The following is a 14,721-nucleotide window of genomic DNA, read 5'->3' as shown; positions in this document are numbered from 1 at the left end:
TCCTCAGATCGCCACGCAGATGTTGGTGGTCTCGGAGTAGAAGTCCAGCGAGTAGCGACCGCCTTCGCGTCCGATGCCCGAGAGCTTCGATCCGCCGAACGGCGTGCGCAGATCGCGCGAGAACCAGGTGTTGATCCACACGATGCCCGCATGGAACTGGCGCGAGACGCGGTGTGCGCGCGAGAGGTTGGTCGTCCACACGCAACCGGCCAGGCCGTACTGTGTGTCGTTCACGCGGGCGATGACTTCTTCTTCGGTGTCGAACGGGCTCAGATGGCAGACCGGACCGAACACTTCTTCGCGCATGCAGCGTGCGGTGTCGGGCAGGTCCGTCCAGATCGTGGGTTGCACGAACGCGCCGTTGTCGCGCGCATCGCCGAACTTCGGCACGCCGCCGCCGGTCACCACGGTTGCGCCTTCTTCCACTGCGAGTTGGTAGTACGACAGCACCTTGTCGCGGTGCTCGTGCGAGATCAGCGAGCCCATGAACACGCCCTCGTCGTCGGGCCAGCCAATCTTGAGTGCTTCGGTCTTGGCCTTCAAAGCAGCGACGAATTTGTCGAAGATCGAGCGCTGCACGAACACGCGCTCGGAGCACAGGCAGACCTGACCGGAGTTGGTGAAGCTCGACTTGATGATGCCGTCCACGGCCTTGTCGAAGTCGCAGTCCTCGAACACGATCGCGCCGTTCTTGCCGCCGAGCTCGAACGAGATGTCCTTCACGCCATCGGCCACGGCCTTCATGATGGTGGAGCCGGTGCGCGACTCGCCGGTGAACGTGACGGCATCCACGTCGGGGTGCTTGGTCATCGCTTCGCCAGCCGACCCGGGGCCGAAGCCGTGCACGAGATTGAACACGCCGGGCGGCACGCCCGCTTCCTGGAAAGCCTCGGCCAGCAGCGTGGCGGACGACGGGGTTTCCTCCGAAGGCTTGACCACCATGGTGTTGCCGCAGATGAGCGCCGGGCCGGCCTTCCACGTCATCGACAGCAGCGGCAGATTCCACGGGCAGATGCTGGCGATCACGCCGAGCGGCTTGCGCACGGTGTAGTTCATCAGATCCTGACCATCGGCCAGACGGGTCTCGAAATACTCGCCATTGGCGACCTTGCCCAGATCGGCAAACGTGCGCAGATTGGCCATGCCGCGGTACACGTCGAGCGCACGCGCCTGTGCCAAAGGACGGCCTGTGTCGGCCACTTCGGCGGCGATGAATTCGTCAAAGCGGCGCTCGATCAAATCGGCCACCTTGTACAGCATGGCCGCGCGTTCCTGCACGCTCATCTTGCCCCAGGGGCCGGAGAGTGCCTTGCGCGCCGCTTTCACCGCACGGTCCACAAGTGCCGCATCGGCCTCATGCACTTTGCCCAGCAGCGTGCCATCGAGCGGGCTGATGTTGTCGAACAGCTTGCCGGTTTCCACGAACTGGCCATCGACATAATTGCGCTGCACGGCAATGCTGGCGGGCAATCCAAAGCGCGGGGTCTGCGTCATTCTTGAAGTCTCCACAAAACGGGTCTATTGGGGCTGAGTCTAGGCAGTGACGCCGCCGTTGACTAATGAAATCGCGTCGCTGAAGTATTCCTAACGGGAATATCGCGTCGAACGCCAGCACCAAGGTCAGCGCAGAGCCGGGACTGTGCCTGCTGCGCCATGAATTCGCGGAGCTTTTTTATAAGAGGTGGGAATACAAGAGGTTGCGCGTCGTCGTCGAGAGATTTGTCGCAACAGCCTTCACGCATGCGCCATGCGGTACGCGATCGGTGTCATGCCCGTGGCTTGTCGAAATGCGCGAATCAACCCGGCCTCGCTCGCAAAGCCCAGCTCTTCGGCAATCCGTTTGAGTGGCTGTCGGCTTTCACACAGGGCATCGGCCACCTGGCGCAATTTGATGCGCCGCATCCATTGCGCGGCCGCCATGCCGGTCTGCGCCGCGACTCGTCGGGCGAGCGTGCGACTGGAGACGTGCAATTGCTCGGCCAACTGGGGCAGCCGCAGCTCCGCGGCCGGGCTGCGCTGCACGATGAGCAAGGCGCGCCGCAGCATCTCATCGGTCAGCGACATCAGTTCCGGCCCACCCAGTGTGGGGTGCATCCGATGCGGACGCGGCAGCATCAGCAGCTGCTGCACGTCGCGCCATTCTTCGGGGCGCAGGCGTTCGGCCAATGCGTGCGACATCAGCGGCACATGCCCATGCGCGCCAGCGGCTGTCAACACCTTGCCGCCATCCACGACCGACTCGTCAAAGCGCCATTGCACCTGTTTGAATCGCGCCTGCAAGGCCTCGCGCAACCACCAGGTCGCCGTGGCGGGCACACCTTGCAAGCGACCGCTGGCCGCCAATGGCAAGACTCCGGCGCAGTAGCTCCAGATTCGCGTGCTGGACGGCAGATTGCGAAGGGCGCGGGTCACGGGCTCCAACTGCTGCAATGGCGCATCGAGATCACTTGCCGTCGCCAGCCACAAGCCCGGCACCAGCACCGCATCCGCTTGTGCTCGGTCCAGCGAAATCGATGGCACCAGCGTCGGGCCTTGCCATGTCGCTACGGGTGCCGTATCGACACCGGCCCAGACCAGCTCGCAAACCAGACGCGGCGCGCGCAGGTTGGCCGCCCGCACCATGTCGGCCACGGCAAACAGCCCCGCAGGCATGCAGCCGGGATAGAGCAGCAGGGCAAGCCGCAGCGGTTTGGGAGTGGTTTTGGTGGGTGGCATGAAATGGCAATCCATTGACTGAATGAGCCATTTTCAACGCGACACTGCGTTGGAACAATGAGGCCAATCCCGCCCATTCCCTTCACTACGGTCTATCCGCTAATGCAAATCACACACCTGCGCAATGCCACCATCGTTCTTGAGTTCGAAGCCTTTGGTCAGCTGATCGGTCTGCTGGTGGACCCCATGCTCGCTCCGCGCGCCAGTCTTCCAACACTGCGCTATCTGAGCACATCACGCCAGCGCAATCCCATTGTCGATCTGCCGGACAACGCAGACGCTGTGCTGCAGCGCGTGACGCACGCCCTCATCACGCATTGCCAACGCGGCCACTTCGACCATCTGGATCGCGCGGGCAAGCGCTTTCTTCGCGAGCGCCAGATCCCCGTGTTCTGCATGCTGCGCGATGCGGACTATCTGCAGCAACGCGGGCTGCGGGTGGAGTCGTTGATGGGCCCGCACCGCCAGCCATGGAGTCTCGGCGGACACATCACCCCGATTGCCTGCGTGCACGGTCATGGCTGGATCGGACGGATGATGGAGCATGGCCATGGCTACCTGATCGAGCTTCCCGGCGAGCCCAGCATCTACCTCGCTGGCGACACGCTGCTCACGCCCGACGTGCGCCATTGCCTGCAGGAACTCCGTCCCGACGTGGCGGTGCTGCCAGCCGGAGGCGCGCGCTTCGATCTGGGTGGCGACATCCTCATGAACGCGCAGGACATCGTGGACGCATCGGCTGGCTGGTCGGGAGAATTGGTGGTGAACCATCTGCAGGCGCTCGACCATTGCCCCACGACCCGCAGCGCAGTGCATTCACTGGCACAAAGCCACGGCATCGCAGATCGCGTGTGGGGGCCGGAAGATGGCGAGCAGCGGCAGTACGCCCGCAGTGCCGAGTCACTCAGCGGTTGAGGACGACTCTCGCAGCGCCTGAATGAAGCTCTGCACGATCACGCTTTGCTCTCGGTCTGCGCGGATGGTGTAGCCCATGGAGGTGGCCTCACTCAGGTGGTCGAAGGCCAGCACCTTGACCAGTCCCAGCTCCTCGAACCGGCGTGCGGCCGAGCTGGGCATGATGCTGACCATGTTCCATTGCACGATCAGCTCCAGATTGGTGAGGATGGAGACCGACTCGATCACATGCTCGGGCACGGGCAGCTTCTTGTCGCGAAAGAACTTGAGCACCGCGCGGTAGGTGGCCGAGTCGCGCGTGGGCACGATCCATTCCTTGTCGTGCAGCTCGGCCAGCGACACCGGTTTGCGGCGCTGCGCCAGCGGGTGCTTGGCGGAGACGACTACGTTCAACCCCTCTTCGTAGAGCGGCACATGGCGCAGCGAGCTGATGCCGCGCTGATCGGGCAGATAGACGCTCGCGTCCTCGGGCAGGATGCCGAGCACGATGTCCACATCGCCCTTGAGCAGCATGGGGTAGAGCGTGGAGTTGGCACCCACTTTGACGGTGACGACCACCTTGGGCGCGATGCGGCGGAGAATGCCGAGCGCGTTCGGCAGCATCGTGGCGGAAGCGGCGATCAGCGTGCCGACGATCAGATGCCCGGCCGTGCCCGATTTCCACGATTCGAGGTCTTCCGACAGGTAGCGCAACTGCGAGAGCATGAGCTTGGCGTGGCTCTCGAACATGCGCCCGAAATCGGTGAGCGCCATGCCCTTCTTGCTGCGCTCGAACAGCGTCGCACCCAACTGGCCTTCGAGGTCTTGAATCGACTTGCTGATCGCAGGCTGCGTCATCGCCAGTTCGCGCGATGCTGCGAGCACCGATCCGGACTCGATCACCTTGGTGAAGATGGCGAGTTGCTGCAGCCTCAGGCGTCGCGCCAGGGCCAGGCCGGATTGGAAGTCGGGATCGTGCATGGGCCTAGATTAACCCAACCCGCATGCGGCCCCGATCCGCAATTCAACGTACGCGCCCCGCTATCTGGCGACCGGCACCTGGCCTTGCAGCGCCTGCACGTAGTCCACCGCGTCGATGTTGCCGCCGGAAATCACGCACACCACATTGCCCTGAACGCGTGGGTCGTGCATCGCCGCCGCAAGCGATGCCGCGCCCGCACCTTCGGCCACCACCTTGGTCTGGGCGAAGAGCACTTGCATGGCTTCGACCACTTGCGACAACGTGGCGACGCTGGTGGCATCGATCAGTTCGCGAACGATGGGCCAGAGCGCGGGCGCGACCGTTGGGCCGCCGATGCTTTTGATGAACGAGTTGTGTGCCTCCACCTCGACCACTTTGCCTGCAGCGAAGGCCGCCGTGGCGGGTGCGGCGTGTTCGCCTTCCACCGCCATCACGTTCACGCCGGGTTGAATCGCGCGCACCGCAGCGGCCACGCCGGTGATCAGCCCGCCGCCGCCGATGGGTGCGAGCACCCAGTCGGGGCGTGGCAAGTCTTCCAGAATCTCGAAGCCGATGGAGCCGTTGCCGGTGAGCACGCCCTGATCCGTGACGGGGTTGATGAGCAGCTCGGGCCCGTCGGGTGCGTCTTCTTCGATGATGTAGCTCCACCAGGTGTCGCCGCTGATGAAGCGCACATCGCCGCCGAGTTGGCGCACGCCCTCGATCTTGGTGAGCGGCGCGTTGTCCATCATGTAGGCAGCCATCGGAATGCCAAGCTGCTTGGCAGCCCAGGCCGTGCCGTAGGCCATGTTGCCCGAGCTGGACACCGCCACGCCATGCCGCAGTTCATTCGGCGCACGGCTGAGCAGGGCCGACAGCGCAGGCCGCAACTTGAATGCGCCGATGGGTTGCAGCGTCTCCAGCTTCACGAAGATGCGCCGGTCTTTCAGCGGCAGTTTCAGCTCGATGAGCGGCGTGTGGCGAACATAGGGTGCGATGCGCTCGCGCGCGGCGGTCATCTCCGCGAGCGTGGGGCGGCGCGGCTGATTGGGTTGCGGCTTCATGTCTCTTGTCTCCTGATTTTCTGGTTATTGTTTTGGGCGCTTCACTTCGCGGATTTGCTGGGCTTGAGTGCCTTTGTCGTTTGGGTCGCTTTTGTCGCCTTCGTCGTCTTTGCCGCAGTCGTGGGCTTTGTCACCTTGGCGGGCTTGGCCTCGGCAACTGGCTTGGGCGCTTTCTTCAGCTTCTCCGCTGCCGCTTCCAGCCGCTGCGCTTTGCGCCGCGCGAGCTGCTCCTGCACGGCGCTGGTGCGCTCGAACACATCCATGGTCGTGCCCGCATGTTCGGCCATCAGCAGCAAGGCCTTGTCCACATCGCGGTCGAGCGCGGCGTTGAGCAGCTCGGTGTGGTGCAACGGGCTCATGGCATTGCGCAAAGCGTCGAAGGCCTCCTGCGCGTCCACTTCCCGGCTCTTGAACACCGGAAGAATCGCCAGCACGCGGTGATGGCGCTGCAGTTGCTCATGAATCTGCGCCTGAAACCGCAGCAGCCATTTGGAGACCGCCGCACTGAGCAACGTCTGGTGGAACGCCGCGTGCAACTGTTCCCACTGCGTCAGCGTTTCTTCGGAAGGGTCGTCCACCGGCAGTGTGCAGCGAATCAGTCGATGGTGCGCCGCAACAAGCGAAGCCTCCCATTCCGAATCGCCGTGCTCGATGGCTTCTTTCAGCAGTGGCAGTTCGATGGCCTGGCGTGCGCGCTGTAGATCATCGAGTTCGCCACTCGACACAGGTGCCACCGCAAAGCCGCGATTGCGGCGGTACACCACCAGCCGCTCGGCTTCGAGCCGTGCCAGCGCCTCGCGCACGGGCGTCCAGCTCAGACCATAGCGGTCCTTGAGTGCAGTGGGGCGCAATGCGGTGTCCGGCGCAAGTCGTGCAGCGAGGATCTCGCGCCGCAGCAACTGGTAGGCCATATCCGTCTTGGAATCTTCGTCGTGGTTCATGTCCATGAGCATACCTTTCGCTCTGAGGGTAAGTACCAAGATGTATATTTGGTATACCGAATAATATCTCTTCACGCAAACTATATATGATTTTTGCGTTGCGGACCCTACCTACAAACCTGAGCCCGGCACCTGATTGGAATGCTGCACGGGCCCCACTGGAGACACAAGCATGGTTCAAACCACTCGCGCAGGATTCAACAAGGCATTGGTCGCAGGCGCACTGCTGACGGCACTCAGCACCAGCGTCTGGGCCGATCCGGTCAAGATCGCCATCGCCAACTTCGGCGATCACCCGCAGCTCAACGAGTCCATCACCGGCTTCAAGAAGGAGCTGACGCGCCAGGGTTTCGTGGAAGGCAAGGACGTGGTCTATGAACTGAGCCACACCAACTTCGACTCCACGCTGCTGCCGCAGATGATCGCCAAGTTGCAGGCCGGCAAGCCCAAGCTGATGCTCACCATCACCACGCCGGTGTCGCAGGTCGCCAAGAAGGCGCTGATGAGCTCGGGCATTCCCATCGTCTTCAGCGTGGTGACCGACCCCGTGGCCGCCAAGCTCACGCCGTCGTGGGACAAGGGTGACACCGGCATCACCGGCTCGTCCGACCTGCAGGACATGGCCGCCGTGATGCAGTTTGCGCACAAGCTGGTGCCCAACTCCAAGCGCTTCGGCATGCCTTACAACCCAGGCGAAGCCAACGACGTGGCGCTGCTGGAGAAGGTCAAGCAGACCGGCACCACCAACGACTACCAGATTGTCTCGGTCGGCGTGGACAACGCCAACGACGTGCAGCAACGCATCGCATCGCTCAAGGGCAAGGTGGACGTGCTCTACAACCCGACCTCCAACCTGCTGCAACCGGCCACGCCTGCGGTCTCCGCCGCTGCGCGCCAGATCGGTGTGCCGCTGATGGGTGCCGACCCCGAACCCGTGCACAAGGGCCTGGTGGTGGCCGCCGTCGCCGTGCGTTATGAAAAGGTGGGCGAGAACGCGGGCAAGATCGCCGCGCGCATTCTGAAGGGCGAGGATCCCAAGAACATCGCGCCGATGAAGCCCACGCTGGCCGACCATGAAACCGTGGTCTCGCGCACCGCGCTCAAGGCTTTCAAGATGACGGCACCCGCTGGCATCGCCGATTGCAAGTGCTTCGTGGACTGAGTCGCTTCCGGTATCCACAGTCATTCAACGATTCGTAGAAAGCAGCCAGTGGCCAGCGTGCATCGCGCAGACTGGCCTCTGGCTTGAGGGGAAAGTAGGCAGTCATGCTGGAAGTAAGAAATGCGCGCAAGGTGTTCTATCGCGGCAAACCCGACGAGAAGGTGGCGCTCAACGACCTGACGCTCAAGCTCGCGACGGGAGAGTTCGGCATCATCATCGGCACCAACGGAGCGGGCAAGAGCACCATGCTCAACGCGATCAGCGGTGCGCTGATGCTCGATGAAGGAACGGTCATTGTGGGCAACGACGATGTGACTGCGCTGCCCGTGCACAAGCGCGCGCAGCGCATCACCCGCGTTTTTCAGGACCCGATGAAGGGTACCGCCGCCAGCATGACGATCGCCGAAAACATGCTGCTGGCCGAGTTGCGCGTGGCCAAGCGCACGCTGCGTCCCGGCCTCACCGCCGCGCGTCGCAAGCTTTATCAGGAGCGTCTGTCGGTGCTCGGCCTCGGGCTCGAAGACCGCTTGGACGCGCGCGTCGATCTGCTCTCGGGCGGACAGCGCCAGTCGCTCTCGCTGGTGATGGCGGTGAGCACATCGCCGCAACTGCTGCTGCTCGACGAGCACACGGCGGCGCTTGATCCGCGCACCGCCGATCTGGTGATGGCCGCGACCATCAAGGCTGTCGAAGCCTTCCAACTCACCGTGCTGATGGTGACGCACAACATGCAGCACGCCATCGACTACGGCCACCGCGTGTTCATGGTGGACGCGGGCCGCGTGAAGCTGGAGATCGGCCCCGAAGAAAAGAAGGGCCTCACCGTGCCCGACCTGATCTCCCATTTCTCCACCAAGAGCGACCGCATGTTGCTGGCGAGCTGACCATCATGAGCGAATTCATTGCAACCACTTTTTCGACGTTCTACGCACTGATTCCGGTCACCATCGCCCAGAGTCTGATCATGGGTTTCGTGGTGCTGGGCATCATGCTGCCGTTTCGCGTGCTGAGCTTTCCCGACATGACGGCCGAAGGCGCATTTCCGCTCGGCGGCTGCGTCTGCACCATCCTGATCATGGCGGGCATGAACCCGTGGCTGGCGGTGGTCTGCGCTATCGCCGCAGGCTTCATCGCGGGCTGCTGCACCGCCTACATCCACCTGCGCTTTCGCATCCACACGCTGCTTGCCGGCATTCTGATGACCACGATGCTCTACAGCATCAACCTGCGCATCATGGGCCGCTCCAACATCTCGCTGTTCGGCAGCGACAGCATTCTGGATGTGATCCCGGTGGCCGACGCGGGCTCGCCATGGAACAAGATCGCCATCGTCGGCCTGCTGCTGGCCATCGCGTTCTTCGCACTCAACTATTTCTTCAAGACAGAAAAAGGCACGGCCATGCGCGCTGTGGGCGCCAACCCCGACATGTCGGAAGCACAGGGCATCAACGTCTGGACCGCCACCATCGTGGGCATCGGCATCGCTGGTGGCTTCTCGGCCATGGCGGGTGCGCTCATGGTGCAGTCGCAGGGCTTTGGCGACATCAACATGGGTCTGGGCGTGCTCATCAACGGTCTGGCCGCGCTGATGATCGGTGAGGCCATCATCGGCAACCAGACGGTGTTTCGCCAACTGCTGGCACCCATCGTCGGCGCGATCATCTACTACCAGTTGATCTCGCTGTGCCTGGCCGCCAACATGCCACCGCCCGACCTGAAGCTCGCTACCGGACTGTTCGTGCTGTTCATGCTCGCACTGCCATCGCTGCGCAGTGGCAAGAAGACCGGCAGCGCACCGGGCCGTGAGGCGATGCGCGAACGCTGAAAAGCAATCCGGCACCGCAACCCATTTCACACGTGCGAAAAGTCACGCCTTCAGACGGTCTTCTCGCACTCCACTTTCGACAGGAACGACGTTCATGACAACAACCAAAATCACCCTTGAAGACTGCCGCGCGATGGACGCGCGCGACCCACTGGCCAAGCTGCGCGAGCAGTTCGATCTGCCCTCCGACGTGATCTACCTCGACGGCAATTCGCTGGGCGCGATGCCCAAGTCGTCGCTCAGCCGCGCGCAGGAAGTGATCACCAAGGAATGGGGCGTAGGCCTGATCCGCAGTTGGAACACCGCTGGCTGGTTTGACATGCCGCGCAAGCTCGGCGACAAGCTCGCGCGTCTGGTGGGTGCCAAGGACAACGAAGTAGTGGTGACCGACACCACCTCGACGAACCTGTTCAAGGTGATGGCCGCCGCACTGCGCATGCAGAAAGACAAGGCACCCAAGCGCCGCGTGATCGTCTCCGAGCGCAACAACTTTCCCACCGACCTGTACATCACGCAGGGCCTGATGGACATGTTGAGTTCGCTTGGAAGTGCCGACTACGAACTGAGTCTGGTCGATGGTGCTGAAGGCCTGCAGGCCGCGCTGACCGAAGACGTTGCCGTGGTGCTGCTCACCCACGTGAACTACCAGACCGGCTACATGTACGACATGGCGGACTTCACAGCCAAGGCGCACAAAGTCGGCGCGGTCACGATCTGGGACCTGTGCCATTCCGCCGGTGCCGTGCCCATCGACCTGAACGGCGCAAACGCCGACTACGCCATCGGCTGCACCTACAAGTATCTGAACGGCGGCCCCGGATCACCCGCGTTTCTGTGGGTGAACGCCAAGCACCAGGAAACCTTCTGGCAACCCCTGTCAGGCTGGTGGGGCCACGCCCGCCCGTTCGCGATGGAGCCGCAGTACGACCCGCATCAGGGCGTCAAGCGCTATCTGTGCGGCACACAGGCGATCACTTCGCTGGCCTTGGTCGAAAACGGTCTCGACACCTTTGCCGACACCAACATGCAGGAGCTGCGCACGAAGTCCCTCGCGATGACCACGTTGTTCATCGACCTGGTGAACCAGGAATGCGCCGGTTTCCCGCTCACGCTGAACACGCCACTCGACACCAAGTACCGCGGCAGCCAGGTCGGTTTCGAGCACCCGCACGGCTTCGCCGTGGTGCAAGCGCTGATCGAACGCGGCGTGATCCCCGATTACCGCGAGCCCAAGATCATGCGCTTCGGCTTCACGCCGCTGTACATCGGTTTCGAAGAAGTTTGGAACGCCGTGGCCGTGCTCAAGGACATTCTGGAAACCAAGAGCTGGGACCAGCCCAAGTTCCATCAGCGTGGCACAGTGACCTGATATTTGGTCATCGTGTGAAGTAGAGATATGGCCGCGAGAAGCGGCCATTTTTCTTAATTCATCACGAAAGTCGGAATGCACGCCGGACTTCAAACCAACCAACTACGCAGTGTGCGCACCCTTTGAATCACCCTCCACAATGCCGAGATGGCCCTCAGACGCGACACAAAGCCGCAGTCAGTACTTCCCGCCCGAACAAAGTACGGGGGCCATCTCAGCACCTGAAAACGAAGACTCTCAAAACGAGCACTGCCTGAGAGTCCGTCGATCAATGGACGCCGCAGCGATCAAGTGGGCGGCAGAAGCCTCATCAGAACTTGTGCGTGATGCCGACGCCGAAGCCTGAAGGATCTTGCCCCGGCTTCATGCCCCCGATGGAATTGGCCGAGAGGTTGTAGTTCGACGTCGCACCGTTGGTGATCCTGGTATATGCGGTCCACAGATCCGTGCGCTTGGACATGTGATACGTATAGCCCAGCGAGACCTGATTCGCACCCGCATCAGTGCCCGGAATGCCAATGCCGCCCACCGATTTTTTCGTGTTCCCATGAGGGGACTGCGCGCGCACGTAGGATGCCATCACCTCATGCTGCGGTGTGAACTGGTGGCTCACCGCCAACTGCCAAGCATTGCGCGTGAGGCTCTGGCCGCGCTCTGGCTCGTAGCTCAAGCGCTCGAAACTGCCGCGCACACGCGTGGGCCCGAACGAATACGCTACGCCGATGCGGTGTGCGTCGTCCTTGCTGCCGTTGTAGAAGTAGCTGCGGTGCTGTTCATAACCCCATGCCGCATAGAGCGGGCCGTTGCGGTAGATGACCAAGCCGCCCCACATGCTGGGTGATTTGTCTTCGGTCTTCTCCTCCGGCATGGCGTAGGCCAGGCGGAACTCGAAGTTGGCTAAATTGGGCGACCAGTACTGCAGCAGATTGGGCTGACGGCGGTCGAACGAGGTCGGTGACACGCCGTTCGCACCCGTCGCAAATCCGTTGCCCATGATGGAGTTGGACGCAAAAATGCCGGCCGTGAACGGGTCGATCGCGTAGACCGACACAAAGCGCAGCGGCGCTTCCCACTGGCCCATCACGATCTGCCCGGCGCTGGACGATGACAGACCGATGGCTGTATTGCGACCACCCCAGGGGCCATCCCCGTTGTCCATGCGCACATTGGTCTCGATCTGCGCCCAGACGCCCAAGCCTGCGCCCAGATCTTCCTTCATGCGAAAGCCCAGCACCGACAGGTTGTTGGACAGCCGGTTCACGGACAGCGAAGGTGCTCCGCCGCCCGACGCGCGCACATGCTCCACATCCGCCTTCACAAAGCCGTAGATGGTGACCGGGTCACCCACGTTGGTCTGCGCCAGCGCCATGACGGGCGCAAGGGCAGCCAACGCGGTCGCGCGCAGCCAGAAGCGATTTCTCGTGGTGGGTTTTTTCATGTTTTTCCTGATGAAAGTTGAAGAACACCAATTCATATTTTGGTATACCAAGCAATGATATTGCATTCATCGAAAAAACTTCAGGGCTTTCCTTCGGGGTTTCACCGGATTTACCACGCAGCCGAGCAAATGCTTCAAACCTTCAAACCTTCAAACCTTCAAACCTTCAAACCTGCAAGAACAGCAAGAACAGCAAGAACAGCAAGAACAGCAAGAACAGCAAGCTGCGCAGCGAACGCAAGGCATGAATCAAGCACCACAATGCCGAGATGGCCCCTCAGACGCGACGCAAAGCCGCAGACAGTACTTCCGTACGGCAAGGCTTTGCAACAAAGTATGAGGGGCCATATCGGCACCCCAAAACGAAGACTCTTCAACGAAGCACAGGCAACAAGTTCGTCAATCCATCAAAACCAGCGACAAAGAGACGAACAAAAAAATGCCGCACAAGGCGGCATCAAATCCCACGTCACGAGCAGCTGCCGCAGGTCGAAAAGCAGCTGCCCCATGCAGTTCAGCGCTGCATCAACGCGCAGGGAACGGCTTCTTCGGAGCCCCCATCAAAGGCTCGCCAAGCAGTGGCGAAGACAGCGCATAAGCACCATGTTCGGTGAACGCCCACATGATGTTGCGGTCGTACTCGGTGTACATCGCAAGCACCCCCTTGCCCAGCGTGTAGCCCGGCAGTTGCGTGGTGTCAGCCAGCGGCGGCACGAAGTAGCCCGCGATCTTGGGATCGGCCGGGTTGCTCACGTCGAACATCTGCACGCCCGCGTTGTAGAACGAGTACGGCACGATGTTCTGACGCCATCCGCCCGGTTGGCCAATCGCGTTGGAGCGTTTGGGGCCGAAGTTGCCGCCGCGCTGGCAGAAGTCGGTGTAGGGCGCGCCTTCCGGTGGCTTGGGGCGTGGCAGTGTGGTCTCGACCTTCATCCTGGCTGGGTTCTTCGCGTTCACCACGAAGATGTCCTTGTAGGGCTCGTAGCAGTCGCGGTTCATCGGATAGCCGCTGGTGAACACGTAGCCGGTGCGCTCGTACTGGCTCACGTCGGCGTTGTCGTATTCCGTGCCTGCAAACGAGGGCGGTGTGTTCACGTTGTCGAGGATTTTCGGATTGGCCGGATCGCTCATGTCGAACGACCACAGACCCAGACCGCCCATCGCGCCGAAGCCGATCTTGCCGCCTTGCTCCAGCGGCTTGGGCAGGAACATCGGAATGCGCGCGCCCATCCACGATGCGCGATTGCCCGCGCGTGGGTTCTGCAGGTAGGCAAAAATGCTGTCCTTGTCGTCCACGACCTGACCGGGAACGGTGACCTGCGAGAGGAACTTCGGATCGGCCGGATCGCTCATGTCCCACACCTGGTAGCCGGGCGAGTACAGGTAGTTCGGATACTCGCTGAGTGCGTAGCTGTCGTTGGGCGCGGCCGCCAGAATCATGTACTTGCCGCCGTAGTACTCGGGCGAATCGAGCGAGCCCGAACCCTGCTGCTGGCCGATGGGCGCATCGGGGTGCTGGTAATCGGTGGTGCGCGTGGCGATCAGCTTCCAGTCGCTGGGCAGCGGGCCATTCATCTCATAGACCTTGAAGCCCTTGAGCGAGCTGTAGTTGCGCTGTGCGGCAACCTTTTCCGGCTCCTTCATCTTCTCGTTCATCAGGCCGTAGCGTCCGATTTCATATGACGCCACCATCACCGGCTTGTTGAGCTTCTTGCTCCACGCGATGGTTGCACCGCCGAGGTAGTCGGTCACCGTCGCGGCATTCCAGCGCTCGCTTGGACCCTTGGGGCCCCAGACCGCGCCCTTGGAGAAAACGACCTTGGCGTTGGCCGGATCGGTCACGTCCATGATGCGCAGGTAGTCGCGGTCGTGCAGGTACAGATAACGCTTGCCGTCGAAATCGATGATGTTGTTCCACACGTGGAAAGGCGACGCCACATTTTCATAGAACGCCAGCACCTTCACGTTCTTGGTGAAGGTGGTCTTGTCCCAATGATCGAGCATGCCGGGGAACTTCTGGCCCTTGTGGACTTCGGGCGTGGCCTTGGGCCAGACGAATTCGCCGGTCTTGGGGTTCATGCCGTAGTCGATACCGGGCTTGAGCTCCTTGGGCGTGCGGTCGGGCGTGGCGGCCAGCCACTTGGCCAGCCATGGGTCCTTGATGTCGGGTGTGCCGGGCACGAAGTTGGGATCGACCGGCGCAGCCTGAGCCGCTGCGGGTTGCGTGGCCTTGTCCTGCGCAAAGGCACTGGCACCCAATGCCGCGAAGAGCATGGCGGCAGCGGCCGTCTTGCACAGTTGACGGGGTGTGCGGTGGGAATGGTTCATGGATTGCATCTCGGGGAAATGTTC

The 14,721-nt window shown here is 62.1% G+C and carries 13 protein-coding genes; 6 read left to right on the top strand and 7 right to left on the bottom strand.

Annotation, left to right across the window (positions count from 1 at the left end; genetic code table 11):
- Positions 1 to 3 precede the first annotated feature (3 nt).
- On the bottom strand, positions 4 to 1,494 hold the full coding sequence (locus G7048_RS25480) for a 2-hydroxymuconic semialdehyde dehydrogenase (RefSeq protein ID WP_166071286.1): 1,491 nt from the start codon (positions 1,492 to 1,494) through the stop codon (positions 4 to 6).
- 240 nt (positions 1,495 to 1,734) lie between these two features.
- Entirely contained in the window at positions 1,735 to 2,715 is a 981-nt protein-coding gene (locus tag G7048_RS25475; protein ID WP_166071285.1) for a GlxA family transcriptional regulator, read from the bottom strand.
- 102 nt (positions 2,716 to 2,817) lie between these two features.
- Between G7048_RS25475 and G7048_RS25470 the strand changes: the two genes are divergently transcribed.
- Complete coding sequence (locus G7048_RS25470; RefSeq protein ID WP_166071284.1) at positions 2,818 to 3,630, top strand: MBL fold metallo-hydrolase; 813 nt, start codon at positions 2,818 to 2,820, stop codon at positions 3,628 to 3,630.
- Here the strand turns inward: G7048_RS25470 and G7048_RS25465 are convergent.
- Genes G7048_RS25465 through G7048_RS25455 form a run of 3 tightly spaced genes read right to left on the bottom strand, consistent with a single transcriptional unit; the run spans position 3,616 to position 6,575 of the window.
- Positions 3,616 to 4,590, bottom strand: a complete 975-nt coding sequence (locus G7048_RS25465) for a LysR family transcriptional regulator (RefSeq protein WP_166071283.1) — start codon at positions 4,588 to 4,590, stop codon at positions 3,616 to 3,618. The genes G7048_RS25470 and G7048_RS25465 overlap by 15 nt on opposite strands.
- A 60-nt stretch (positions 4,591 to 4,650) precedes the next feature.
- Positions 4,651 to 5,634, bottom strand: coding sequence for a pyridoxal-phosphate dependent enzyme (locus G7048_RS25460; RefSeq protein WP_166071282.1), 984 nt, complete (start codon positions 5,632 to 5,634; stop codon positions 4,651 to 4,653).
- 41 nt (positions 5,635 to 5,675) lie between these two features.
- On the bottom strand, positions 5,676 to 6,575 hold the full coding sequence (locus tag G7048_RS25455) for a GntR family transcriptional regulator (RefSeq protein ID WP_240933410.1): 900 nt from the start codon (positions 6,573 to 6,575) through the stop codon (positions 5,676 to 5,678).
- A 172-nt stretch (positions 6,576 to 6,747) separates the two neighbouring features.
- Here G7048_RS25455 and G7048_RS25450 point away from each other — a divergent pair, with 172 nt between their 5' ends.
- The 4 genes from G7048_RS25450 (at position 6,748) to kynU (ending at position 10,931) form a co-directional block, all read left to right on the top strand.
- Entirely contained in the window at positions 6,748 to 7,737 is a 990-nt protein-coding gene (locus G7048_RS25450; protein WP_166071279.1) for an ABC transporter substrate-binding protein, read from the top strand.
- 104 nt (positions 7,738 to 7,841) lie between these two features.
- A complete protein-coding gene (locus tag G7048_RS25445; protein WP_166071278.1) occupies positions 7,842 to 8,621 on the top strand; it encodes an ABC transporter ATP-binding protein in 780 nt (259 codons plus the stop codon).
- Positions 8,622 to 8,626: 5 nt separating this feature from the next.
- A complete protein-coding gene (locus G7048_RS25440) occupies positions 8,627 to 9,562 on the top strand; it encodes an ABC transporter permease (RefSeq protein ID WP_166071277.1) in 936 nt (311 codons plus the stop codon).
- Between the two features lie 94 nt (positions 9,563 to 9,656).
- Entirely contained in the window at positions 9,657 to 10,931 is a 1,275-nt protein-coding gene (gene kynU / locus G7048_RS25435; RefSeq protein ID WP_166071276.1) for a kynureninase, read from the top strand.
- 310 nt (positions 10,932 to 11,241) lie between these two features.
- Here the strand turns inward: kynU and G7048_RS25430 are convergent, their stop codons facing one another.
- Entirely contained in the window at positions 11,242 to 12,369 is a 1,128-nt protein-coding gene (locus G7048_RS25430; protein WP_166071275.1) for a porin, read from the bottom strand.
- 17 nt (positions 12,370 to 12,386) lie between these two features.
- Between G7048_RS25430 and G7048_RS25425 the strand changes: the two genes are divergently transcribed.
- Entirely contained in the window at positions 12,387 to 12,617 is a 231-nt protein-coding gene (locus G7048_RS25425; RefSeq protein WP_166071274.1) for a hypothetical protein, read from the top strand.
- Between the two features lie 277 nt (positions 12,618 to 12,894).
- On the opposite strand, the gene G7048_RS25420 is transcribed toward G7048_RS25425, so the two are convergent.
- The gene (locus G7048_RS25420) at positions 12,895 to 14,697 is read right to left on the bottom strand and encodes a hypothetical protein (RefSeq protein WP_166071273.1); all 1,803 of its coding nucleotides are present in this window, start codon (positions 14,695 to 14,697) and stop codon (positions 12,895 to 12,897) included.
- Positions 14,698 to 14,721 lie beyond the last annotated feature (24 nt).

Source organism: Diaphorobacter sp. HDW4B, assembly GCF_011305535.1.
Lineage (GTDB): Bacteria > Pseudomonadota > Gammaproteobacteria > Burkholderiales > Burkholderiaceae_C > Diaphorobacter_A.
This window is presented reverse-complemented; position numbering and strand designations above follow the sequence as displayed.